The sequence below is a fragment of the Pseudaminobacter soli (ex Li et al. 2025) genome, from assembly GCF_003012705.1.
GTDB lineage: Bacteria > Pseudomonadota > Alphaproteobacteria > Rhizobiales > Rhizobiaceae > Pseudaminobacter > Pseudaminobacter soli.
The window spans coordinates 133,474-155,241 of sequence record NZ_PXYL01000003.1 but is presented as its reverse complement, the minus strand read 5'-3'; the positions used below and the strand labels follow the sequence as shown (position 1 = coordinate 155,241).

At 62.9% G+C, this 21,768-nt stretch carries 21 protein-coding genes; 13 read left to right on the top strand and 8 right to left on the bottom strand.

What is annotated here, in order from left to right; all coding sequences use genetic code 11:
* Nucleotides 1-60 precede the first annotated feature (60 nt).
* The 13 genes from C7I85_RS06925 to lpdA all read left to right on the top strand — a co-directional run bounded on the left by C7I85_RS06925 (nucleotide 61) and on the right by lpdA (nucleotide 14,128).
* Nucleotides 61-498, top strand: coding sequence for a hypothetical protein (locus C7I85_RS06925; protein WP_245444837.1), 438 nt, complete (start codon nucleotides 61-63; stop codon nucleotides 496-498).
* Nucleotides 499-701: 203 nt separating this feature from the next.
* Nucleotides 702-1,244 carry a protease inhibitor Inh/omp19 family protein gene (locus C7I85_RS06920; protein WP_106723239.1) on the top strand — a complete coding sequence of 181 codons (543 nt, stop codon included), beginning with the start codon at nucleotides 702-704 and terminating at the stop codon, nucleotides 1,242-1,244.
* 85 nt (nucleotides 1,245-1,329) lie between these two features.
* The gene (gene zapE, locus C7I85_RS06915) at nucleotides 1,330-2,532 is read left to right on the top strand and encodes a cell division protein ZapE (RefSeq protein ID WP_106723238.1); all 1,203 of its coding nucleotides are present in this window, start codon (nucleotides 1,330-1,332) and stop codon (nucleotides 2,530-2,532) included.
* Nucleotides 2,533-2,742: 210 nt separating this feature from the next.
* Nucleotides 2,743-3,711: a malate dehydrogenase gene (mdh, locus tag C7I85_RS06910; protein ID WP_106723237.1), complete on the top strand. Its 969-nt coding sequence runs from the start codon at nucleotides 2,743-2,745 to the stop codon at nucleotides 3,709-3,711.
* 13 nt (nucleotides 3,712-3,724) lie between these two features.
* The gene (sucC, locus tag C7I85_RS06905; RefSeq protein WP_106723236.1) at nucleotides 3,725-4,921 is read left to right on the top strand and encodes an ADP-forming succinate--CoA ligase subunit beta; all 1,197 of its coding nucleotides are present in this window, start codon (nucleotides 3,725-3,727) and stop codon (nucleotides 4,919-4,921) included.
* Nucleotides 4,922-4,924: 3 nt separating this feature from the next.
* On the top strand, nucleotides 4,925-5,827 hold the full coding sequence (sucD, locus tag C7I85_RS06900; protein ID WP_106723235.1) for a succinate--CoA ligase subunit alpha: 903 nt from the start codon (nucleotides 4,925-4,927) through the stop codon (nucleotides 5,825-5,827).
* A gap of 127 nt (nucleotides 5,828-5,954) precedes the next feature.
* Nucleotides 5,955-8,945 (top strand): 2-oxoglutarate dehydrogenase E1 component, encoded by a 2,991-nt coding sequence (locus C7I85_RS06895; RefSeq protein WP_106723234.1) that lies wholly within the window; start codon nucleotides 5,955-5,957, stop codon nucleotides 8,943-8,945.
* A gap of 34 nt (nucleotides 8,946-8,979) precedes the next feature.
* Entirely contained in the window at nucleotides 8,980-10,254 is a 1,275-nt protein-coding gene (odhB, locus tag C7I85_RS06890) for a 2-oxoglutarate dehydrogenase complex dihydrolipoyllysine-residue succinyltransferase (protein WP_106723233.1), read from the top strand.
* 4 nt (nucleotides 10,255-10,258) lie between these two features.
* Entirely contained in the window at nucleotides 10,259-10,837 is a 579-nt protein-coding gene (locus C7I85_RS06885) for a hypothetical protein (RefSeq protein ID WP_106723232.1), read from the top strand.
* A gap of 4 nt (nucleotides 10,838-10,841) precedes the next feature.
* Entirely contained in the window at nucleotides 10,842-11,273 is a 432-nt protein-coding gene (locus C7I85_RS06880; protein WP_106723231.1) for a VOC family protein, read from the top strand.
* Nucleotides 11,270-11,914 (top strand): LysE family translocator, encoded by a 645-nt coding sequence (locus C7I85_RS06875; protein ID WP_106723230.1) that lies wholly within the window; start codon nucleotides 11,270-11,272, stop codon nucleotides 11,912-11,914. Before C7I85_RS06880 ends, C7I85_RS06875 begins: the two co-directional genes overlap by 4 nt.
* Before the next feature lie 33 nt (nucleotides 11,915-11,947).
* Nucleotides 11,948-12,703, top strand: coding sequence for an SDR family oxidoreductase (locus tag C7I85_RS06870; RefSeq protein ID WP_106723229.1), 756 nt, complete (start codon nucleotides 11,948-11,950; stop codon nucleotides 12,701-12,703).
* A 21-nt stretch (nucleotides 12,704-12,724) separates the two neighbouring features.
* Nucleotides 12,725-14,128: a dihydrolipoyl dehydrogenase gene (lpdA, locus tag C7I85_RS06865; protein WP_106723228.1), complete on the top strand. Its 1,404-nt coding sequence runs from the start codon at nucleotides 12,725-12,727 to the stop codon at nucleotides 14,126-14,128.
* Nucleotides 14,129-14,191: 63 nt separating this feature from the next.
* Here the strand turns inward: lpdA and msrA are convergent, their stop codons facing one another.
* The 8 genes from msrA to C7I85_RS06820 form a co-directional block, all read right to left on the bottom strand.
* A complete protein-coding gene (gene msrA, locus C7I85_RS06860; protein WP_106723227.1) occupies nucleotides 14,192-14,800 on the bottom strand; it encodes a peptide-methionine (S)-S-oxide reductase MsrA in 609 nt (202 codons plus the stop codon).
* 153 nt (nucleotides 14,801-14,953) lie between these two features.
* Nucleotides 14,954-15,589, bottom strand: a complete 636-nt coding sequence (locus C7I85_RS06855; protein WP_106723226.1) for a YceH family protein — start codon at nucleotides 15,587-15,589, stop codon at nucleotides 14,954-14,956.
* Between the two features lie 173 nt (nucleotides 15,590-15,762).
* Nucleotides 15,763-16,542: a succinate dehydrogenase iron-sulfur subunit gene (locus C7I85_RS06850; protein WP_106723225.1), complete on the bottom strand. Its 780-nt coding sequence runs from the start codon at nucleotides 16,540-16,542 to the stop codon at nucleotides 15,763-15,765.
* A gap of 15 nt (nucleotides 16,543-16,557) precedes the next feature.
* Nucleotides 16,558-18,396: a succinate dehydrogenase flavoprotein subunit gene (sdhA, locus tag C7I85_RS06845; RefSeq protein ID WP_106723224.1), complete on the bottom strand. Its 1,839-nt coding sequence runs from the start codon at nucleotides 18,394-18,396 to the stop codon at nucleotides 16,558-16,560.
* Nucleotides 18,397-18,399: 3 nt separating this feature from the next.
* Entirely contained in the window at nucleotides 18,400-18,783 is a 384-nt protein-coding gene (gene sdhD, locus C7I85_RS06840; RefSeq protein WP_106723223.1) for a succinate dehydrogenase, hydrophobic membrane anchor protein, read from the bottom strand.
* 2 nt (nucleotides 18,784-18,785) lie between these two features.
* On the bottom strand, nucleotides 18,786-19,190 hold the full coding sequence (gene sdhC, locus C7I85_RS06835; RefSeq protein WP_106723222.1) for a succinate dehydrogenase, cytochrome b556 subunit: 405 nt from the start codon (nucleotides 19,188-19,190) through the stop codon (nucleotides 18,786-18,788).
* Nucleotides 19,191-19,465: 275 nt separating this feature from the next.
* The gene (locus C7I85_RS06830) at nucleotides 19,466-19,867 is read right to left on the bottom strand and encodes a hypothetical protein (RefSeq protein ID WP_106723221.1); all 402 of its coding nucleotides are present in this window, start codon (nucleotides 19,865-19,867) and stop codon (nucleotides 19,466-19,468) included.
* A 547-nt stretch (nucleotides 19,868-20,414) separates the two neighbouring features.
* Nucleotides 20,415-21,605: a GGDEF domain-containing protein gene (locus tag C7I85_RS06820; protein ID WP_106723220.1), complete on the bottom strand. Its 1,191-nt coding sequence runs from the start codon at nucleotides 21,603-21,605 to the stop codon at nucleotides 20,415-20,417.
* Nucleotides 21,606-21,768 lie beyond the last annotated feature (163 nt).

The window sequence follows — 21,768 nt, the reverse complement described above, 5'->3', positions numbered from 1 at the left end:
GTCGCGATCTATCGATGTCCTGCCCGCGGGCGGGGGCGACCGGGAGGCACGAAGATGGTCATGAAACGGACGAAGCAGCCGTGGATGGCGGCGGACGATTTCGGCCGCTCATTGCCGCGCGGTGTCGGCATCAATCTTCTGGTTCGTGACGTTGCGCTCATGGAGGCCTTCTGCCGCGACGTGCTGGGCGCCACGATCATCTATGCCGACGAGGATTTTGCTGCCGTGCAGCTCCTGGGATCGGTTTTCATGCTGCATGCCGACCACTCCTATAGCGACAATCCGATGCGCGGGACGGTGACCGGCGTCGAGGTGCGCGGGGCTGGGCTGGAGATCAGGCTCTATGGCAGCGATCCCGACACGGTCGAAGCTCTCGCTCGCAAGCACGACCACATTGTGCTGTCTGGAGCGGTCGATAAGCCGCATGGCTTGCGCGAGTGCCATATAGTGGGCCCGGACGGCTATATCTTCGTGCCTAGCCTGGCAATCGGCGGGTAACCGGTTGAACGCCAACGATAATCCAGCCCGATGCGGGTGTGGATTTGACTGCGCGAGCCAGAAACGCATGCGATATTTCTGCAACAGCGCCACAATGCAAACCGGATATTAACCATAGACGGTTGAAATTTGGCCAACATCGGCCTGTTTGTGGGGCCGATGATTTTGATCGGGCGGGTGACCGGTTCCGACGGAGGTATGGCATGATTTTTTCGAGAACGGGCCTGTTGGCCGTATCGGTGATGGCATTGGCGGCAAGCGGTTGCCAGAGTTCGCGTATATCTTCGCTGGATACCCAGCCCGCACCGCTGGTTCCTGCGCCGACCGGACAGGTCACGAGTGGTCAGTTGCCGCCGCCGGTTGCTCCCGGCGTCACCGATCCCTCGCAATTCCCCGCGGCCCCTGGTGCAGGTGGCACGCAGGTTGCCGGGCTGCCGCCGGCATCCGGACCGGCCGCCAATGGGCCGGCCATTACGGCCGGCAGCGTCGCCGGCGTCTGGAATGCGTCCGTGGGCGGTCAGAACTGCCGCGTGGCGACGCCGCAGACCAAGTTCGGCCAGGGCTACCGCGCCGGCCCGCTGCGCTGCCCGTCGCCGATCGATGCGGTAAAATCCTGGAGCGTCGCCGGAAGCCAACTTACCCTCTATGATGAGAACGGCAGCCCGCTGGCACGGCTCTCCTCGTCGGGTCCGGAGAAATTCTCTGGTCAGACCGAGAGCGGTGTTCCGGTTTCGCTCAGCCGCTGACGGCAGTGGTCCCGCGCGGCCGGCAAGTCCAAGGGGGCGCTGGCCGCGGCTAGGATGAACGACAGACTTTCCAGAGACATGGCCGATGCATCTGCGTGAAGGTATTCAGACGCGTGTGACGGTCAGGCAGCGCTACGACCATCTGGTCGAGACCAAGGCGATCGCGCGCGACCCCGCGCAGGAACCCATCGTCGCCGCACTCGACCATCTCATCGACGATATTTCCCAAAAGCGGCTGGCGAAGAAATCCAGCGCGCTCGGCTGGCTGTTCGGCAAGAAGCGCGAGCGGAGCGCTCCGGTTAAAGGCCTCTACATCCATGGCGATGTCGGCCGCGGGAAGACCATGTTGATGGACATGTTCTTCGAACTGGTGCCAGTGAAACGCAAGCGGCGCATGCATTTCAACGACTTCATGGCCGACGCGCAGGACCGCATCCAGAAGCACCGGCTGGCGCGCAAGAACGGCGAGACGAAGGACGACGATCCGATCCCGCCGGTGGCGGCGGCGTTGGCAGAAGAGGCCTGGGTACTTTGCTTCGACGAATTCACCGTGACCGATATCGCCGACGCGATGATCCTGTCGCGGCTTTTCTCGGCGCTGTTCGCCAATGGCGTGGTGCTGGTGGCCACCTCCAATGTGGCGCCCGATGACCTCTACCGGGACGGCCTCAATCGCGGTCTTTTCCTGCCTTTCGTCGATGTGCTGAAGCGCCATGTCGATGTGCTCGACCTCGATGCCGACAAGGACTATCGCCTTGAGAAGCTGAACCGTCTCCCGGTCTATATGAGCCCGCTGGGGCCCGATGCCGACCGGCAGATGGACGAGGCCTGGCAGGCCGTGACCGCTGGGCGTCCGGCCGCGCCGGCAACGCTTTCGCTCAAGGGCCGCCACATCACGGTGCCGCTGGCGACGGAAGACACGGCGCGCTTCACCTTCGCCGATCTCTGCGAGCAGCCGCATGGCGCGCGCGATTTCTTGGCTATTGCCGCGCGTTACTCGACTGTCTTTATCGATCACGTTCCTGTGCTGGCCGAAGGCAAGCGAAATGAGGCCAAGCGCTTCATCCTGCTGATCGACACTCTATATGACCATCAGATCAGGCTGGTCGTCAGTGCCGCGGCCCCGCCCCAGGCGCTGTATACCGGCAAGCGCGGCGTCGAGGCATTTGAATTCGACCGAACAGTCTCCAGATTGATGGAGATGCAGAGCCGGGATTGGCTCGACGGCTGGACGGAGCGTCATGGGAAGCGAGCTTCACTCGAAGTCGGCAAAACAATGTCCGTTTGAAAGCGTTTTGCTGCAAAATTTTGACGTTTACGTAAATCCCATCATTTCTAACCGATTGAAATATTTGGGGTCAAAATAATCGGTTGAATTTCCACAGTCTTGGCGCTATCTCACCTGCGGAATTCTGGCTGCATACGCACGCTCATTCTGGCCTAAAAGCTCTCCTCCGGCATCACCCCGCCGGGCCACAGCAAAGGGAAATATCCTCACATGGCACGCAACAAGATCGCCCTCATCGGTTCCGGCATGATCGGCGGCACGCTCGCCCACATGATCGGTCTCAAGGAACTTGGCGATGTCGTCCTGTTCGACATCGCGGAAGGCATTCCTCAGGGTAAAGGGCTGGACATTGCCGAGTCCTCGCCCGTCGACGGTTTCGACACCCGTTATGTCGGCGTGAATGACTATGCCGGCATTGAGGGTGCGGATGTGTGCATCGTCACCGCTGGCGTGCCGCGCAAGCCCGGCATGAGCCGCGACGACCTCCTGGGCATCAACCTCAAGGTCATGGAGCAGGTCGGCGCCGGCATCAAGAAGTATGCTCCCAATGCTTTCGTGATCTGCATCACCAACCCGCTCGACGCCATGGTCTGGGCGCTGCAGAAGTTCTCGGGCCTGCCCAAGAGCCACGTCGTCGGCATGGCCGGCGTGCTGGACTCCGCGCGCTTCCGCTACTTCCTGGCCGAAGAGTTCAAGGTTTCGGTCGAGGACGTCAGCGCCATGACGCTCGGCGGCCACGGCGACGACATGGTACCGATGGTGCGCTACTCCACCGTTGCCGGCATCCCGCTGCCGGATCTGGTCAAGATGGGCTGGACCAGCCAGGAGAAGCTTGACGCCATCGTCGAGCGCACGCGCAAGGGCGGCGGCGAGATCGTCAGCCTGCTCAAGACCGGCTCGGCCTACTACGCCCCGGCTGCCTCGGCAGTCGCCATGGCCGAGAGCTACCTCAAGGACAAGAAGCGCGTGCTGCCCTGCGCGGCCTATCTCAGCGGCCAGTATGGACTCAAGGACATGTATGTCGGCGTTCCGGTCGTGATCGGTGCCGGCGGCGTCGAGCGCATCATCGAGCTCGACTTCAACAAGACCGAAGAGAAGATGTTCGAGAAGTCGGTCGATGCCGTGAAGGCGCTCTGCGAAGCCTGCGTGGCCATCGCTCCGAACCTCGGCAACAAGTAAAGGTCATCGACCGATGAATATCCATGAATATCAAGCCAAGGCGCTGCTGAAGGAATTCGGCGCGCCGGTGGCCGGTGGCGTTGCCATCTTCAACGCAGGCGAGGCGGAAGCTGCTGCCAAGTCGCTGCCCGGGCCGCTTTATGTGGTGAAGAGCCAGATCCACGCCGGCGGGCGCGGCAAGGGCAAGTTCAAAGAGCTGCCCGCTGATGCCAAGGGCGGTGTTCGGCTCGCCAAGTCGATCGACGAGGTCGTGGCCTTTGCCAAGGAAATGCTCGGCAATACGCTGGTGACCAAGCAGACCGGCCCGGCCGGCAAGCAGGTCAACCGCCTCTACATCGAGGATGGCGCCGACATCGATCGCGAGCTGTATCTGTCGATCCTGGTCGATCGCACCGTGGGCCGTGTGGCTTTCGTGGTTTCGACCGAAGGCGGCATGGACATCGAGCAGGTGGCGCATGACACGCCCGAAAAGATCATCACGGTTGCGATCGATCCCGACACGGGCGTCACCGCCGCCGACGTGACCAAGCTCAACGAGGCGCTGCAGCTTTCGGGCGAAGCGGCCAAGGACGGCGAAAAGCTGTTCCCGGTCCTCTACAAGGCCTTCATCGAGAAGGACATGAGCCTGCTCGAGGTCAACCCGCTGATCGTCATGACCAACGGCCGCCTGCGCGTGCTCGACGCCAAGGTGTCGTTCGACAACAACGCGCTGTTCCGCCACGCCGATATTCTCGAGTTGCGCGACACCACCGAAGAGGACGCCAAGGAAATCGAGGCATCGAAGTATGACCTCGCCTATGTGGCGCTCGACGGCAACATTGGCTGCATGGTCAACGGCGCGGGCCTGGCAATGGCCACGATGGACATCATCAAGCTCTACGGTGCCGAGCCTGCCAACTTCCTCGACGTGGGCGGTGGCGCCTCCAAGGAGAAGGTGACGGCGGCTTTCAAGATCATCACCGCCGATCCGGCGGTCGAAGGCATCCTCGTCAACATCTTCGGCGGCATCATGAAGTGCGATGTCATTGCCGAGGGCGTCATCGCAGCGGTCAAGGAAGTGGGCCTCAAGGTTCCGCTGGTTGTCCGTCTCGAGGGTACCAATGTCGAGCTTGGCAAGAAGATCATCAACGAGAGCGGGCTGAACGTCATCTCGGCCGACGACCTCGACGACGCGGCAAAGAAGATCGTCGCTGCGGTGAAGGGGAACTAATTCATGTCCATTCTCATCGACAAGAACACCAAGATCCTGGTGCAGGGCCTGACCGGCAAGACCGGCACGTTCCACACCGAACAGGCGCTGGCCTATCACGGCACCAAGATGGTCGGCGGCATCCATCCCAAGAAGGGTGGCGAGAACTGGACCGGCTCCAAGGGCGAGACGCTGCCGATTTTCGCCAGCGTTGCCGAGGGCAAGGAAAAGACCGGCGCCAACGCATCGGTCGTCTATGTGCCGCCGGCAGGCGCTGCCGAAGCGATCATCGAGGCCATCGAGGCTGAGATCCCGCTGATCGTCTGCATCACCGAAGGCATTCCGGTCACCGACATGATCAAGGTCAAGGCCCGGCTGGAAAAGTCGAAGTCCCGCCTGATCGGACCGAACTGCCCCGGCATCGTCACGCCGGACGAATGCAAGATCGGCATCATGCCGGGCAACATCTTTCGCAAGGGCTCTGTCGGCGTTGTTTCGCGCTCCGGCACGCTTACATATGAGGCGGTATTCCAGACCACGAATGCCGGGCTCGGCCAGTCGACGGCAGTCGGCATCGGCGGCGATCCGGTCAAGGGGACTGAATTCATCGACATGCTCGAAATGTTCCTCGCCGACGACGAGACTAAGTCGATCATCATGATCGGCGAGATCGGCGGTTCAGCTGAAGAGGACGCCGCCCAGTTCCTGATCGACGAGGCCAAGCGCGGCCGCAAGAAGCCGATGGCCGGCTTCATCGCGGGCCGCACCGCACCGGCCGGCCGCACCATGGGCCACGCCGGCGCCGTGATTTCCGGCGGCAAGGGCGGCGCGGAAGACAAGATCGCGGCAATGGAAGCCGCGGGCATCCGCGTGTCGCCGTCGCCGGCGCGGCTCGGCACCACGCTCGTCGAGGCGATCAAGGGCTGATCGCCCGGCAATGTGCCAGACCGTCACAGGTCCGGCACATTGGAGGGGAAAAGGTACGGGAAACCGTTCGAGTGCGGCACGGCCGCAGTCAAGACAAGGAGACGGAGCCGAGGCTCCGAGAGTAAAAATGGCGCGACAAGATCAGGCCAACGACCAATTTTCCCTCACTTCGTTTCTTTACGGCGGTAACGCCGACTACATTGATGCCCTCTACGCGGCCTATGAGGAGGATCCCTCCTCGGTCGATCCGCAGTGGCAGGATTTCTTCGCTTCGCTGAAGGACAGCGCCGACGACGTGCGCAAGAACGCGCGAGGCGCCTCCTGGTCGAAGCCGAGCTGGCCGCTTCAGGCCAATGGCGAGCTGGTCTCCGCGCTGGATGGCAATTGGGGCCTCGTCGAAAAGACAATCGAGAAGAAGGTCAAGGAAAAGGCCGTCGCCAAGGGCGAGGTCCTGTCCGAAACCGATGTTCTTCAGGCGACCCGTGACTCGGTGCGCGCCATCATGATGATCCGCGCTTATCGCATGCGTGGCCATCTGCATGCCCAGCTCGACCCGCTGGGCATTGCCAAGCCGATCGAGGACTACAACGAGCTCTCACCGGCTTCCTACGGCTTCACCGAAGCCGACTACGACCGCAAGATCTTCATCGACCATGTGCTCGGGCTGGAATACGCGACCATCCGTCAGATGCTCGACATCCTGACGCGCACCTACTGCTCGACGATCGGCGTCGAGTTCATGCACATCTCCGACCCCGAGGAGAAGGCCTGGATCCAGGAGCGCATCGAGGGGCCGGACAAGGGCATTGCCTTCACCGCCGAGGGCAAGAAGGCGATCCTCCACAAGCTCGTCGAAGCAGAAGGCTTCGAGCAGTTCATCGACGTCAAGTACAAGGGCACCAAGCGCTTCGGCCTTGACGGCGGCGAGTCGCTGATCCCGGCGCTGGAGCAGATCGTCAAGCGCGGTGGCTCGCTCGGCATGAAGGAGATCGTGCTCGGCATGGCCCATCGCGGCCGCCTCAACGTGCTGTCGCAGGTGATGGCCAAGCCGCACCGCGCCATCTTCCACGAGTTCAAGGGCGGCTCCTACGCACCCGACGACGTCGAGGGTTCGGGCGACGTGAAGTACCATCTGGGCGCTTCGTCGGATCGCGAATTCGACGGCAACAAGGTGCACCTGTCGCTGACCGCAAACCCCTCGCATCTCGAAATCGTCGATCCCGTCGTGATGGGCAAGGCGCGTGCGAAGCAGGACCAGTTCTACGGCCGCAATCCGCGCCACGAGATCGTGCCGCTGGAGGTGCGTGCGCAGGTGTTGCCGTTGCTCATCCATGGCGACGCCGCTTTTGCCGGCCAGGGCGTGATCGCCGAAATCCTCGGGCTGTCGGGCCTGCGCGGCCATCGCGTCGCCGGCACGCTGCACGTCATCATCAACAACCAGATCGGTTTCACGACCAATCCGCGTTTCTCGCGCTCGTCGCCCTATCCGTCGGACGTGGCCAAGATGATCGAGGCCCCGATCTTCCACGTGAATGGCGACGATCCGGAAGCCGTGGTCTTCGCGGCAAAGGTGGCGACCGAATTCCGCATGAAGTTCCACAAGCCGGTGGTTGTGGACATGTTCTGCTACCGCCGCTTCGGCCACAACGAGGGCGACGAGCCGGCGTTCACGCAGCCGATCATGTATCGCAACATTCGCGTCCATAAGACGACGGTGCAGCTCTACGCCGACAAGCTGATCGGCGAAGGGCTGGTGACCGAAGCCGAGTTCGAGCAGATGAAGGCCGACTGGCGCGCTCATCTCGAGGCCGAGTTCGAAGCTGGCCAGTCCTACAAGCCCAACAAGGCCGACTGGCTGGACGGCGCATGGTCGGGTCTGCGCGCGGCTGACAATCAGGACGAGTTGCGCCGCGGCAAGACCGCCGTGCCGGTGAAGATCCTGAAGGAGGTCGGCAAGAAGCTGACCGAGGTTCCGTCCGGCTTCGAGGTCCACAAGACCATCGGCCGCTTCCTCGATGCACGTCGCAAGATGATCGAATCGGGCGAGGGGCTCGACTGGTCGACCGCCGAGGCGCTGGCCTTCGGCTCGATCCTGCTCGACGGCAATCCGATCCGCCTTTCGGGCCAGGATTCGGAGCGCGGCACCTTCTCGCAGCGCCATTCGGTGCTCTACGATCAGCGCGACGAGAACCGCTACATCCCGCTCAACAACCTCTCGCCCGCACAGGCCAATTACGAAGTCATCAACTCGATGCTTTCGGAAGAGGCGGTGCTTGGCTTCGAATATGGCTACAGCCTTGCCGACCCCAAGGCGCTGACGCTGTGGGAAGCCCAGTTCGGCGACTTCGCCAACGGCGCGCAGGTGGTGTTCGACCAGTTCATCTCGTCGGGCGAGCGCAAGTGGCTGCGCATGTCGGGCCTCGTCTGCCTGCTGCCGCATGGCTATGAAGGGCAGGGGCCGGAGCACTCATCGGCTCGCCTGGAGCGCTTCCTGCAGCTCTGCGCGGAAGACAACATGCAGGTCGCCTACTGCACGACGCCGGCTAACTACTTCCACATCCTGCGCCGTCAGTTGAAGCGCGACTTCCGCAAGCCGCTGATCCTGATGACGCCGAAGTCGTTGCTGCGCCATAAGCGCGCCGTCTCGACGCTGGCGGAACTGTCGGGCGAAAGCTCGTTCCACCGCCTGCTGTGGGACGATGCCCAGCTGCTGCCCGACCAGCCGATCAAGCTGGTCAAGGACTCGAAGATCCGTCGCGTCGTGCTCTGCTCTGGCAAGGTCTATTACGACCTCTACGAGGAGCGCGAAAAGCGCGGCATCAACGACATCTACCTGCTGCGCGTCGAGCAGCTCTACCCGTTCCCGGCCAAGGCGCTCATCACCGAGCTGTCGCGCTTCCGCGGCGCGGAGATGGTGTGGTGCCAGGAGGAGCCCAAGAACATGGGCGCCTGGTCGTTCATCGACCCCTACCTGGAATGGGTGCTCGCTCATATCGACGCCAAGCATCAGCGCGTGCGTTACACCGGCCGTCCGGCGGCCGCGTCGCCCGCGACCGGCCTGATGTCGAAGCACCTGGCGCAGCTCCAGGCGTTCCTCGACGACGCGCTCGGCGAATAGTTCCACAGTTCAGAAGAAAACGGATAGGCAAAAGATGGCTACCGAAATCCGCGTCCCGACCCTTGGCGAATCCGTCAGCGAGGCGACCATCGGCAAGTGGTTCAAGAAGGTCGGCGATGCGATCGCTGCCGATGAGCCGCTGGTCGAGCTTGAAACCGACAAGGTGACGATCGAAGTGCCGGCGCCGGCCGCCGGCACGCTGGCCGAGATCACCGCCCAGGAAGGCGAGAGCGTCGGCGTCGGCGCGATCCTAGGCACTCTTTCCGAAGGCGGCGCAGTTGCCGCCAAGCCGGCCACCAAGCCCGAGGCTGTGGCCCAGGCGGCGGGTGCTGCCGGCGCTGCGTCCGTCAAGGAAGCCGTGGCCAAGACCGCCGCGATTGCCGGCTCGTCGCCGATCGAAGAGCGCAAGATGCCGCCGGCGCCCTCTGCCGCCAAGCTGATCGCCGAGGCCAATCTCTCGGTGGACCAGATAGCTGGTTCGGGAAAGCGCGGCCAGGTGCTGAAGGGTGACGTGCTGGAAGCCGTCGCACGCGGCATCTCGCTTGTTCCGGCCGCCGCTCCTGCGCCGGCGCCGGTCACCGCCCGTGCGCCTTCTGCTCCGAGCGACGAAGCCCGTGAAGAGCGCGTGCGCATGACCAAGCTGCGCCAGACCATCGCGCGCCGGCTGAAGGACGCGCAGAGCACCGCAGCCATGCTCACCACCTTCAACGAGGTGGACATGAAGGCGGTGATGGATCTGCGTTCCAAGTACAAGGACGTGTTCGAGAAGAAGCACGGCGTGAAGCTCGGCTTCATGGGCTTCTTCACCAAGGCCGTGACGCACGCGCTGAAGGAAATCCCGGCGGTCAACGCCGAGATCGACGGCACCGACATCATCTACAAGAACTACGCCCATATCGGCGTGGCAGTGGGCACCGAGAAGGGCCTGGTGGTGCCGGTGGTGCGTGATGCCGACCAGATGTCGATCGCCGAGATCGAGAAGGAAATCGGCCGCCTCGGCATCGCCGCGCGCGACGGCAAGCTGTCGGTCGCCGACATGCAGGGCGGCACCTTCACCATCTCCAATGGCGGCGTCTATGGCTCGCTGATGTCGACGCCGATCCTGAACGCGCCGCAGTCGGGTATCCTCGGCATGCACAAGATCCAGGAGCGGCCGATGGTGGTCGGCGGTCAGATCGTCATCCGCCCGATGATGTATCTGGCGCTCTCCTACGACCACCGCATCGTTGACGGCAAGGAAGCCGTGACCTTCCTGGTGCGCGTCAAGGAAAGCCTCGAGGATCCGGAACGCCTGGTGCTGGACCTCTAAGCAAGTGGGCGCGCAGGTCGAACCGATAGATCTCGTCGAGTTGCTCAAGACGGGTCGATCGGGCCCGATAGAACTTGGCAAAAGTGGTCGGCAGGTCGTCCGCGACCTGATCGATCCTGATGATCTGCGCGCCGATAACCACTATGTTCATCACGACGTGGATTCGCCGTGGTGCATCTATGGCGAAAACTGCGAGTTCTTTTTCAGTCCGGATTTTCTTCTCAGGCACATCAAGATCATTCCCCATCTGCCGACCTTTGGTCTCGGAGGATTGATGATGACTTGGAATGGTGGCCTCGACTTGCGGATCGGCCGACACCCTGCGACATTCGCCGGGAGCGAGCCTATCGAAATACATACACTCCCGCGAGCGTTGAGGTTTTTCCACGAAGCGGGTTTGACTGGGCCAATGGGAGGTGGTCAGGAGCGGGACATTTCCGTCAGGCTATTGAATGGCTCGCGTGAGGTGGAATTGAGATATGAGCTCCAAACGCTGCCGGTCAGTGGGGAAAGGAATGTAGTCTTTGAGATTGACTACTTCCTCGCAGCTGTCTGGATAGTCGACAACAACATCCCGGGCTGAAGACATGGCCTTCGAACCGAACATTCCCCCCATCCAGGTGCATCTGTGCGTCAAGGGCGGCCGCGAGGCGATCGCCTTCTACGAAAAGGCTTTCGACGCGGTCGAAACCTATGAGCAGATGGCCGAGGACGGCGAGCGCGTGCTGCACGCCAATCTCTCCATGTTCGGCTCCGAAGTCATGCTGCATGACGAGTTTCCGGAATTCGGCGGCGATGTGCTGTCGCCGACGAGTCGGGGTGGGGCGAGCCTGACCATAAACATCAACCTGCCGAAGCCCGGCGACGTCGATCGCGCGGTCGAGCAGGCGGTGAGCGCGGGCGCGACCGTGACCATGCCGGCAGCCGACATGTTCTGGGGTGCGCGCTACGCCAAGATCACCGATCCCTTCGGCCATGTCTGGGCCTTCAACGCGCCGCTGGAGAAGCAGCCGGAATGAACTACGTCTGGGAATTCGCCGGCCTGATGGCGGTGTTTTCGCTGCTGGCGGTTGCGCCGGGGGCGGATTTCGCGCTGGTCGTGCGCCAGAGCATCACGCGCGGCCGTCGCGCGGCGATCGCCGCCAGCGTCGGCATCGGCACGTCGCTGATGTTCCACATCACCTACACCGTCCTCGGCATCGGCCTTATCGTTTCAAAGTCGCTGTTCCTGTTCGGTATCCTCAAATGGGCAGGTGCGGCCTATCTGCTCTATCTCGGTATCAAGGCGCTGCGCAGCACCGGCGGCACCCTGACCGTTGAGGAGGACAAGCCGGCCGAAATGCCGGTCTCGTCGCGCCGCACCGATTTCAAGAACTTCCTGATGGGTTTTGTGACCAACGCTTTGAACCCCAAGGCAGTGCTTTTCTTCCTGTCGCTGTTCTCGGCGCTCGTCAGCTACGAAACGCCGGTGCTGGTCCAGGGCGTCTACGGTCTGCTTATGGCCGCGTTCCTGATCTCCTGGTTCGTGATCGTATCGATCTTCTTCACGATGAAGTCGGTGCGCGACCGTTTCGTCGCGTTGGGCCGCTGGTTCGACCGCTTCACCGGACTCGTCTTCATCGGGCTCGGCATCAAGCTTGCCGTGCAGCAGCAGCCTTGAGGACGCAATGACCGGTCTGCAGGGGTGCCAGGAATGAGCGGGGACAAAAAGGTTCTTTTGGTCACGGGCGGTGGACGCGGGATTGGCGCGGCCATCTGCCGGCAGGCTGCGAAGACCGGCTATAGCGTTGCGATCAACTACGCTTCCAACGAAGCGGCAGCTGCCGCACTCGTTGCGGAGATCGAAGCCGGCGGCGGCGAGGCGATTGCGATCAAGGGCGACGTCGGCAGCGAGGCCGATGTGCTCGCCATGTTCGCGGCCGTGGATGCGCGCTTCAGCAGGCTGGATGCGCTTGTGAACAATGCCGGCGTGGTCGACGCCAAGGCGCGCGTGGACGAGATGAGCGCGGCGCGCCTGGAGCGCATGATGCGCATCAACGTCATCGGCTCCATGCTCTGCGCCCGCGAGGCGGTGAAGCGCATGTCGACGCTGCGTGGCGGGGAGGGCGGGGCGATCGTCAACATCTCCTCGGCTGCCTCACAGCTCGGCTCGCCGGGCGAATATGTCGACTACGCGGCCTCCAAGGGCGCGATCGACACTTTCACCATCGGCCTTGCCCGCGAGGTTGCCACCGAGGGCGTGCGCGTCAACGCCGTGCGGCCGGGCATCATCGACACCGAAATCCACGCGTCGGGCGGCCAGCCGGATCGCATAGCGGCGATACGCGGCTTCGTGCCGATGAAGCGTGAAGGCAAGGCAGACGAGGTCGCCAATGCCGTGCTGTGGCTGCTCTCGGACGAGGCATCCTACACGACGGGCGGAATTTTGAACGTAAGCGGCGGACGCTGACATCAGCTGAAGGAACAAGAAATGGCATATGATGTGGTGGTGATTGGATCGGGACCTGGCGGCTATGTGTGCGCCATCAAGGCTGCTCAGCTCGGCCTGAAGACGGCCGTGGTCGAGAAGCGCGAGACCTTTGGCGGCACCTGCCTCAATATCGGCTGCATCCCCTCCAAGGCGCTGCTGCATGCTTCGGAAATGCTCGCCGAGGCGCAGCATTCCTTCGACACGCTGGGCGTCGAGGTGGAGCCGAAGCTCAATCTTGGAAAGATGATGGCGCACAAGGACGCCACCGTCACCTCCAACGTCAACGGCGTGGCCTTCCTGTTCAAGAAGAACAAGATCGATAGCTTCCGCGGCACCGGTCGGGTCGTCTCGGCCGGCAAGGTTTCCGTGACCGCCGATGACGGCAGCGTGCAGGAGATCGAGGCGAAGAACATCGTCATCGCCACCGGTTCGGACGTTGCCGGTATCCCGGGTGTGAAGGTCGAATTCGACGAGCAGGTCATCGTGTCCTCCACCGGCGCGCTGTCGCTGCCCAAGGTGCCGGAGAACCTGATCGTGGTCGGCGGCGGCGTCATCGGGCTCGAGCTCGGCTCGGTCTGGGCGCGTCTCGGCGCCAAGGTCACCGTGGTGGAATATCTCGACACCATCCTCGGCGGCATGGACGGCGAGGTGGCCAAGCAAGTCCAGCGCATGCTGGCCAAGCAAGGTCTCACCTTCAAGCTCGGCTCCAAGGTGACGAGCGTTGCCAAGACGGCCAAGGGCGCGAGCGTAACCTTCGAGCCGGTCAAGGGCGGCGATGCCGAGACCATCGAGGCCGATGTCGTGCTGGTGGCCACCGGCCGCAGCCCCTACACCGAAGGCCTCGGCCTCAAGGAAGCGGGCGTGGAGATGGACGCGCGCGGCCGCGTGAAGGTCGACGGCCACCTGCGCACCAACGTGCCGGGCATCTACGCCATCGGTGACGTCATCGACGGACCGATGCTGGCGCACAAGGCCGAGGACGAGGGCGTGGCGGTCGCCGAAATCATCGCCGGCCAGGCCGGCCATGTGAACTACGACGTCATTCCGGGCGTGGTCTATACGAGCCCGGAAGTGGCTTCCGTCGGCAAGACCGAGGAGGAGTTGAAGAAGGCCGGCATCGAATACAAGGTCGGCAAGTTCCCCTTCACCGCCAATGGCCGCGGGCGCGCCATGCTGCACACGGACGGTTTCGTGAAGATCCTGGCCGACAAGGCGACTGACAAGGTGCTTGGAGCCCATATCGTCGGCTTCGGCGCCGGCGAGATGATCCACGAAGCGGCGGTGCTGATGGAATTCGGCGGCTCGGCCGAAGACCTTGGCCGCACCTGCCACGCGCACCCGACCATGTCGGAAGCGGTCAAGGAAGCGGCGCTGGGGGCCTTCTTCAAGCCGATCCACATCTGATCGGTCGCAGCTTCACACAAATCGAAACGGGCGCCTCGCGGGCGCCCGTTTTCATTTGGTGGGTCAGTGCGCTGCAATGCCCTGATGGGCTGCCTTGCCCCATACCTCCTCCACGCGCGCGTCTCGGCCGCAGGCGTAGCGGTAGTAGCGGTAGCGGATCGGGTTTTTCTTGTAATATTTCTGGTGATATTCCTCCGCCGGCCAGAAGGTCGGCGCCATGACGATCTCGGTGGCGATAGGCTTCTTGAGTGCGGCCTCGATCGCCGCCTTCGATTTCTCGGCTTCGGTGAGCTGGTCCTTGTTCACCGCGTAGATAGCTGTCGTGTAGCTGTGGCCCCGGTCGCAGAACTGGCCGCCGCCGTCCGTCGGGTCGACCGAATGCCAGAAGGCGTCGAGCAGCTTGGCATAGCTGGTCTTGCTGTCGTCGAATTCGATCTTCACCGCCTCGCGGTGGCCGGCGGCGGTGTGGTTCTCATAGGTCGGATGGTCGTTGCTGCCACCGATATAGCCGGAGGTGGTCGAGACTACGCCCGGCACATGGTCGAAGTCGCTTTCCACACACCAGAAGCAGCCACCGGCAAAGATCGCCGTCTGCGTGCCCGCCTGGGCGCTGCTGGACAATGCCGCCAAGCCGAGAGTAGCCATGCTAAAGGTCAGGATATAGCGGAACATGCGAACTCCTCCTGCCGCATGTTTATGGGAATAGCACCGGGCTTTGAAATCAAGCCTGGACACGCTGATGTGATGAAACGCCCAAGAAAAAAGCCGCTCGGGCGACCCGTGCGGCTTCTCTTTCGGCGGTTGAGTGCGTCAGGGCCCGCCTGATCAGGCACCCAGCGCGTCGAGACGGACGCGCAGGGCGGCGACCTCTTCCTCGAGCGCCTGCAGCCGCGCCTCGAGATCCGACGCAGGCATGGCCGACGGGCCGCGCTGCGCTGCAAGCGCGGCAACATCGATAGGTCCGCTCAGGAGATGGGCATAGCGGTCCTCGCGCTGGCCGGGGCCGCGACCGATTTCCTGCACCAGCGGCGGGCGCTTGCCGATCAGCATGTCGAGTTCTTGGCGCAGGTCTTCCATCGACTGGAAACGCGCCATGCGCTCGCTGCGCGCCATCAACTCGCCGGCTGTTTGCGGCCCGCGCAGCAGGAGCAGGCCTAAAATGGCGATCTGCGGCGAGGTCAGCGAAAAGCGCTGTGCGGTAAGATGCTCGTAGCGCTCGACGCGCGAGCCGAAGACCTGGCGCACCAGGCCCTTCTGCTCAAGCGTCTTCAGGGCGCGGTGCACCTCCACCTGCTCAAGCGCCATGACCGGCTCTCGCGCCGTCTTCTGGTTGGCGGCGGCGTGGGCTGCATTGAGCGTGAGCGGATAGACGTCCGGCGTCAGCTCCTTCTTCTCGATCAGGCAGCCAAGCACGCGGGCTTCGATAGGGGTGAGGATGGGGAGGTCTGTCGTGGATTCCATGCTGCAGCTATTGGCACAAAACGGCCTTGGCAACAATGTTCTCGCAAACCGGACAAGAACCTACGGCCATCGGAAAGGATCGTGCTCGGCCAAAAATAAAGCGCGATGACGCCTGGTCATCGCGCTCCAGTTGTTCAAGCCTGCTCCGCTCGCGCGGAATGGAGGCGAGGGTCTTAGACCCGGCGCTCCACCATCATCTTCTTGATCTCGGCAATCGCCTTGGCGGGATTAAGTCCCTTCGGGCAGGTCTGCGCGCAGTTCATGATGGTATGGCAGCGATAAAGGCGGAACGGATCCTCGAGGTTGTCGAGGCGCTCGCCGGTGGCTTCGTCGCGGCTGTCGATCAGCCAGCGATAGGCCTGCAGCAGCGTGGCCGGGCCGAGATAACGGTCGCCGTTCCACCAGTAGCTCGGGCAGGATGTCGAGCAGCAGGCGCACAGGATGCACTCGTAGAGGCCGTCCAGCTTGGCGCGGTCCTCGTGGCTCTGCAGCCATTCCTTGGCCGGTTCCGGCGACACCGTCTTCAGCCACGGCTCGATCGAGCGGTGCTGGGCGTAGAAGTTGGTGAGGTCGGGCACCAGATCCTTCACCACCGGCATGTGCGGCAGCGGGTAGATCTTGACCGACCCGGAGATGTCGTCGCAGCCCTTGGTGCAGGCCAGCGTGTTCGAGCCGTCGATGTTCATGGCGCAGGAGCCGCAGATGCCTTCGCGGCAGGAGCGGCGCAGCGTCAGCGTCGGGTCGATCTTGTTCTTGATCCACAGAAGCGCGTCGAGAACCATCGGCCCGCAATCGTCCATGTCGACGAAATAGGTGTCGATGCTCGGGTTCTCGCCATCGTCCGGCGACCAGCGGTAGATGTGGAACTCACGCAGGTTGGTCGCGCCCTCGGGCTTCGGCCAGGTCTTGCCCTGCTTGATCTGGGAGTTCTTGGGAAGAGCCAGTTCAACCATCTCGATCTCCCTCGATCAGTACACGCGCGCCTTGGGCGCGATCTTGGCGAGGCTGATGCCGCCTTCCGATTCCGGCAGCAGCGTCTCGGTGTGCACCGGGCGGTAGTTCAGCGTCACCTTGCCGTCCTCGGAGACATGGGCCAGCGTGTGCTGGCGCCAGTTCGCGTCGTCGCGCGAGGGGAAGTCCTCGCGGGCATGCGCGCCGCGGCTCTCCTTGCGGGCCTCGGCGCCATAGACGGTCGGCAGCGCGTTGGCCATGAGGTTTTCGAGCTCGAGCGTCTCGACCAGATCCGAGTTCCAGATCATCGAGCGGTCGGTGACCTTGATGTCCTTCAGTTCGCCCCACAGAGCCGACATGCGCTGGCAGCCCTGCTCCAGGGACTCCTGGGTGCGGAACACGGCGGCGTCTTCCTGCATGGTGCGCTGCATCTTCTCGCGAAGCACGGCCGTCGGCGTACCGCCATTGGCGTTCCGCAGACGGTCGAAGCGATCCATGATCTTCTCGACGGCCTGTTCGTTGATCGCCGGAATGGGCGCTGCGCGGTCGATCACCTCGCCGGCGCGGATGGCGGCGGCGCGGCCGAACACGACCAGGTCGATCAGCGAGTTGGAGCCCAGGCGGTTGGCGCCGTGAACCGAGGCGCAACCGGCTTCGCCCACGGCCATCAGGCCGGGCTGGACGCGATCGGGATTGTCCGCGGTCGGGTTCAGCACCTCGCCCCAGTAGTTCGTGGGAACGCCGCCCATGTTGTAGTGCACGGTCGGCAGAACCGGGATCGGCTCGCGGGTCACGTCGACGCCGGCGAAGATCTTCGCGCTCTCCGAGATGCCCGGCAGGCGCTCATGCAGAACGGCCGGGTCGAGATGGTCGAGGTGCAGGTAGATGTGGTCCTTGTTCTTGCCGACGCCGCGGCCCTCGCGGATCTCCAGCGTCATGCACCGCGAAACCACGTCGCGCGAGGCAAGGTCCTTGGCCGACGGCGCATAGCGCTCCATGAAGCGCTCGCCTTCGGAGTTGACGAGATATCCGCCTTCGCCGCGGGCGCCTTCGGTGATCAGGCAGCCCGAGCCGTAGATGCCGGTCGGGTGGAACTGCACGAATTCCATGTCCTGCAGCGGCAGGCCAGCGCGCGCCACCATGCCGCCACCGTCGCCGGTGCAGGTGTGGGCGGAGGTCGCCGAGAAATAGGCGCGGCCATAGCCGCCGGTCGCAAGCACGACCATCTTGGCCGCGAAGCGGTGGATGGTGCCGTCATCGAGGTTCCAGGCCACGACGCCGGTGCAGACGCCGTCGGTCATGATCAGGTCGAGCGCGAAATACTCGATGAAGAACTGCGCGTTGTTCTTGAGCGACTGGCCATAGAGCGTGTGCAGGATGGCGTGGCCGGTACGGTCGGCAGCCGCGCAGGTGCGCTGCACGGGCGGGCCGTCGCCGAAATTCTGCATGTGGCCGCCGAAGGGGCGCTGATAGATCTTGCCTTGCTCGGTGCGCGAGAAGGGTACGCCGTAGTGCTCGAGCTCGTAGACGGCGGCCGGCGCCTGACGCACCATATATTCCATGGCGTCGACGTCGCCGAGCCAGTCCGACCCCTTGACGGTGTCGTACATGTGCCACTGCCAGTTGTCGGGGCCCATGTTGGAAAGCGAGGCGGCGATGCCGCCCTGTGCCGCAACCGTGTGCGAGCGGGTCGGGAAAACCTTGGTGATGCAGGCCGTCTTCAGCCCTTGCTCGGCCATGCCGAGCGTTGCGCGCAGGCCAGAGCCGCCCGCGCCCACGACGACCACGTCGAATTTGTGGTCGACAAAGGTATAGCCCTTGCCTGCCGATGCCGTGCCTTTGTTGTCCTTGGCCACTGGTCAGCCCCCGAATGCTAGTTTGAGCAGGGCGAAAACCGAAGCAACGCCAACCGCGATCGTGAAGAATGTGTTGAGCATGAGCAGCACCAGCTTGCCGCCCTCGCCATGGACATAGTCCTCGATGATGACCTGCATGCCGAGCCGCATGTGGTAGAGCGCCGACAAAAGCATCGCGATCAGGATCAACGCCACGAAGGGATTGGCGAGCACCGCGCGCACCTGCGCGTAGTCGGCGCCATTCAGCGAAACCAGAAGCCCAACGAAAAAGAGCGTGAGCGGCACGTTGGCGATCGCCGTCAGGCGCTGGCGCCAGAAATGGTCGGTGCCTTCATGGGCCGAACCCAGGCCGCGGACCTTCTTCAAAGGCGTACGCATGTCCGTCATGATCAGGCTCCCCGCACCATGTAGCCGACGATCCAGATCGCCAAGGTCAACACGACCGACCCGACGACGGTGGCCCAGGCGATCTTGGAAGCCGTGTGCTTCTCAAGGCCTGCGCCCGTGTCCCAGATGAGGTGACGGATGCCGCCCAGCATATGGAGCATCAGTGCCCAGGTGTAGCCGAACAGGACGAGACGGCCTATCCAGGAGCCAAAGATCCAGTTGACGAAATTGAAGTGACTTTCGGTCGTCGCCGCCGCGATCAGCCACCAGGCGACGAGTAGCGTGCCGAAATATAGTGCGCCGCCGGTGATCCGATGCAGGATCGACGTCGTCATCGTGATCGGCGGCTTGTAAATCGTCAGGTGCGGCGACAGCGGCCTTGCCTGGGTGGCTGGTATCTTGCTCATGGCTCCCCTTTCCGGCGCCGGACATTCCGATGCGCAAAAACGGCGTGCCCTTCTCGGAATGCGACTTGGACAAGCGGCGTTCTAATGCGCTTTTTGCACCGCGTCAAAGCCGGATGATGGTTTCGTGATGGCAATTTGCTCCTGCGGCAGGAGCGGTCAAGCCATTGTTTCCGCTTCAATCGATTGAAGCTGGCGGGAAGCTCGCAAGCAACGGCGGAAATGCGGCATTTGCCTTTGCCCGCCATCTGCCATGTTGCAGCGCAGCGTCGGCCGAATCAGCGGTTGCAGGTCACGGGTTCCTTGCCGTTCTTCATGTAGAGCGCCTCGTTGCCGTCGAGCACCAGCGCATAGGGTGCCTGTCCGTAGCGTGACTGTTGGGTAGCGGGTGCGGCGGGCAGTTCGACATTGTCGCCTTCGGGGTCGACGAGCCGCACGGAAGTTCGGAAATTGTCGATGGTCAGGGAGCCGCGCTGGCCACAGCTATAGGTGGCGTGGGCCGGCTGCGGCGCGCCGAATTCGGCCGTGGCGAGCGCGGCGGGCTTTACCGCTCCTGTGGCCAGCGTCGTTGCCGCGCCGCCGGCATTGCTCTCCGACACGCAGGAGGCCGCCAGCAGAAGCGGGAAAAGGGCTAGCGCTGCGCCGATGCGTGCGCGGCTGTTAGGTCGAGGTTGTATCATCGATGCAGGCTATCTGCTTCGGCACGACCAGATCAACGGGAACACAGCAGCAACTTGTTCCGCGCATTAGCGTTCAACAATCATGCCAGTCAATTTTTTTGGCGCACCTGCTCTTAACAAAGATTAAGAATTGATTAATTTTCGATCTAGGCGAAGCAGCGTCCCGGCAGAGGAGAATGCGTCATGCAGAAGAACAGATCGAAAATTCGCCCGCTGCCTGTGCTTTTGGCTTGTCTATTTGCCGGGGCAGGTCTGCCCGCTGTCGCCGACGGCTACACCCAGGACGATGTCTATGCTGACTCCTTCGGCAATCTCATCGTAAACAGTGCAGCCGGCTACAAGCGCATCATCGTCGGCCAGGGGCATAACGCGCGCAAGCTGTCGAACTACATGCATCCCAAGCAGTCAAAGATGGCCTATTCCGGCGGAAATGGCTTTTCGGACTGTTATCAGCCTTATTACGTCAAAGGGCGCAGCTACATGTACGGCTTCTACCAGGGGGGCAATGCCGCTGCTGGGCGCCCCCTGCCGCTAAAGCTGCGTCCGCTCAGAAGGATCGGAAGGCACGCATGCCGTCGAAAGTCGGCAATGCGGTGCGAACGCAGTCGCGGCCGTTCTCCTTGGCCTCATAAAGGGCCTTGTCGGCACGCGAGAGCAGTTCCGAGAGGTCTTCGCCTGAAACGAGTTCGGCGACGCCGAAGCTGGCGGTGAAACGCAGGTCCTCCGGCAACCCATCAACCGGCAAGCCCGAAAATGCGCTGCGCGCGGTTTCGGCAAAGAGACGCCCCGCCACGAGGTTGCTGCCGGGCAGGATGATGGCAAATTCCTCGCCGCCGATGCGGCCGGCGAAATATTCGCCCACGGCAATCGTCCTCAGGAAGCCGGCAAAGGTCTTGATGACCTTATCGCCCGAAGCGTGGCCGAAAGTGTCGTTGATCGCCTTGAAGTGGTCGAGGTCGCAGATGACCAACGCCAGCGACCGGCCTTTGTGTCGTTCGGCTTGCAGAACGGCCGTGGCGTGACGTTCGAAGCCGCCACGATTGAGCAGGCCGGACAGCGCATCTGTATTCGACAGCTTGGTGACGTCCGCGATGACGTCGCGCGCCAGAATGACGAGGAACAGCAGCGCGATGGCGACTGCGAAGATCGTCCCCATCGACTGCGAGATCAGTGCGTATTGCGTCTGGAGATAGTGTTGCGGCGTGGCGCCGGTGCCGCCCAAACTGTACGAAAGAAATGGCTTGCTCAGGAATTGCAGCGAACTTGCCGCGAGTAGCCACATCAGGATCGTGTCCAGCCACCTCCGCGATCGCGCCGACCACAGGATCCATGCGCCAAGCGCCTGCATGACGAAATAGGGGGTCTGGTAGATCATCATTCGCGTGAAGGATTCGCGCGGCATGTCCTGGATGATGTCGCATGCCACCGTCGAAATGACGAAGACGATGCTGAGCAACCGCCAAGGCACAGGCACTTCGAACTTGCGCGCGACGCCCACATTGAAGAGCAACATGGCGGCCAGAACGACGGCAAAGGAGACGACGACCGCCGGGCGCGGGGCGCCGATGGTCGAAATGCCGAACTCGATGGAATAGTAAACGGCGCCGAGGCCGTATGCGAAGGCCAGCCAGGAGGCGGCGACCTGCTTGCGGTCATAGGCGGCAACCATGGCAAAGGACGCCGAAAGCAGCCCGGCGACGACCAGGTTGATTACAAGGACAGCTACCGCCCCGCTCATTCGGTTGTGCTCCCCGGCGCGCTTCGTTCCCACACGGAAGGAAGCGCGTGGCGTGAATTTGCGCATTTCGTCGGCCGGTTCAGCCCGTCCGTGAAATGCGGCTGGGGTGCATTAAAGCAGCGTTAGACGAAAAAGCCGTTAACGCAGCGGGAGGTTGGGGGAA

What these genes read in the sequence shown, in the direction of transcription:
- C7I85_RS06925 (WP_245444837.1), top strand. Translation starts at nt 61, where the DNA reads ATGAAACGGACGAAGCAGCCGTGGATGGCGGCGGACGATTTCGGCCGC.
- C7I85_RS06920 (WP_106723239.1), top strand. Translation starts at nt 702, where the DNA reads ATGATTTTTTCGAGAACGGGCCTGTTGGCCGTATCGGTGATGGCATTG.
- zapE (WP_106723238.1), top strand. Translation starts at nt 1,330, where the DNA reads ATGCATCTGCGTGAAGGTATTCAGACGCGTGTGACGGTCAGGCAGCGC.
- mdh (WP_106723237.1), top strand. Translation starts at nt 2,743, where the DNA reads ATGGCACGCAACAAGATCGCCCTCATCGGTTCCGGCATGATCGGCGGC.
- sucC (WP_106723236.1), top strand. Translation starts at nt 3,725, where the DNA reads ATGAATATCCATGAATATCAAGCCAAGGCGCTGCTGAAGGAATTCGGC.
- sucD (WP_106723235.1), top strand. Translation starts at nt 4,925, where the DNA reads ATGTCCATTCTCATCGACAAGAACACCAAGATCCTGGTGCAGGGCCTG.
- C7I85_RS06895 (WP_106723234.1), top strand. Translation starts at nt 5,955, where the DNA reads ATGGCGCGACAAGATCAGGCCAACGACCAATTTTCCCTCACTTCGTTT.
- odhB (WP_106723233.1), top strand. Translation starts at nt 8,980, where the DNA reads ATGGCTACCGAAATCCGCGTCCCGACCCTTGGCGAATCCGTCAGCGAG.
- C7I85_RS06880 (WP_106723231.1), top strand. Translation starts at nt 10,842, where the DNA reads ATGGCCTTCGAACCGAACATTCCCCCCATCCAGGTGCATCTGTGCGTC.
- C7I85_RS06875 (WP_106723230.1), top strand. Translation starts at nt 11,270, where the DNA reads ATGAACTACGTCTGGGAATTCGCCGGCCTGATGGCGGTGTTTTCGCTG.
- C7I85_RS06870 (WP_106723229.1), top strand. Translation starts at nt 11,948, where the DNA reads ATGAGCGGGGACAAAAAGGTTCTTTTGGTCACGGGCGGTGGACGCGGG.
- lpdA (WP_106723228.1), top strand. Translation starts at nt 12,725, where the DNA reads ATGGCATATGATGTGGTGGTGATTGGATCGGGACCTGGCGGCTATGTG.
- msrA (WP_106723227.1), bottom strand. Translation starts at nt 14,800, where the DNA reads ATGTTCCGCTATATCCTGACCTTTAGCATGGCTACTCTCGGCTTGGCG.
- C7I85_RS06855 (WP_106723226.1), bottom strand. Translation starts at nt 15,589, where the DNA reads ATGGAATCCACGACAGACCTCCCCATCCTCACCCCTATCGAAGCCCGC.
- C7I85_RS06850 (WP_106723225.1), bottom strand. Translation starts at nt 16,542, where the DNA reads ATGGTTGAACTGGCTCTTCCCAAGAACTCCCAGATCAAGCAGGGCAAG.
- sdhD (WP_106723223.1), bottom strand. Translation starts at nt 18,783, where the DNA reads ATGACGGACATGCGTACGCCTTTGAAGAAGGTCCGCGGCCTGGGTTCG.
- sdhC (WP_106723222.1), bottom strand. Translation starts at nt 19,190, where the DNA reads ATGAGCAAGATACCAGCCACCCAGGCAAGGCCGCTGTCGCCGCACCTG.
- C7I85_RS06830 (WP_106723221.1), bottom strand. Translation starts at nt 19,867, where the DNA reads ATGATACAACCTCGACCTAACAGCCGCGCACGCATCGGCGCAGCGCTA.
- C7I85_RS06820 (WP_106723220.1), bottom strand. Translation starts at nt 21,605, where the DNA reads ATGAGCGGGGCGGTAGCTGTCCTTGTAATCAACCTGGTCGTCGCCGGG.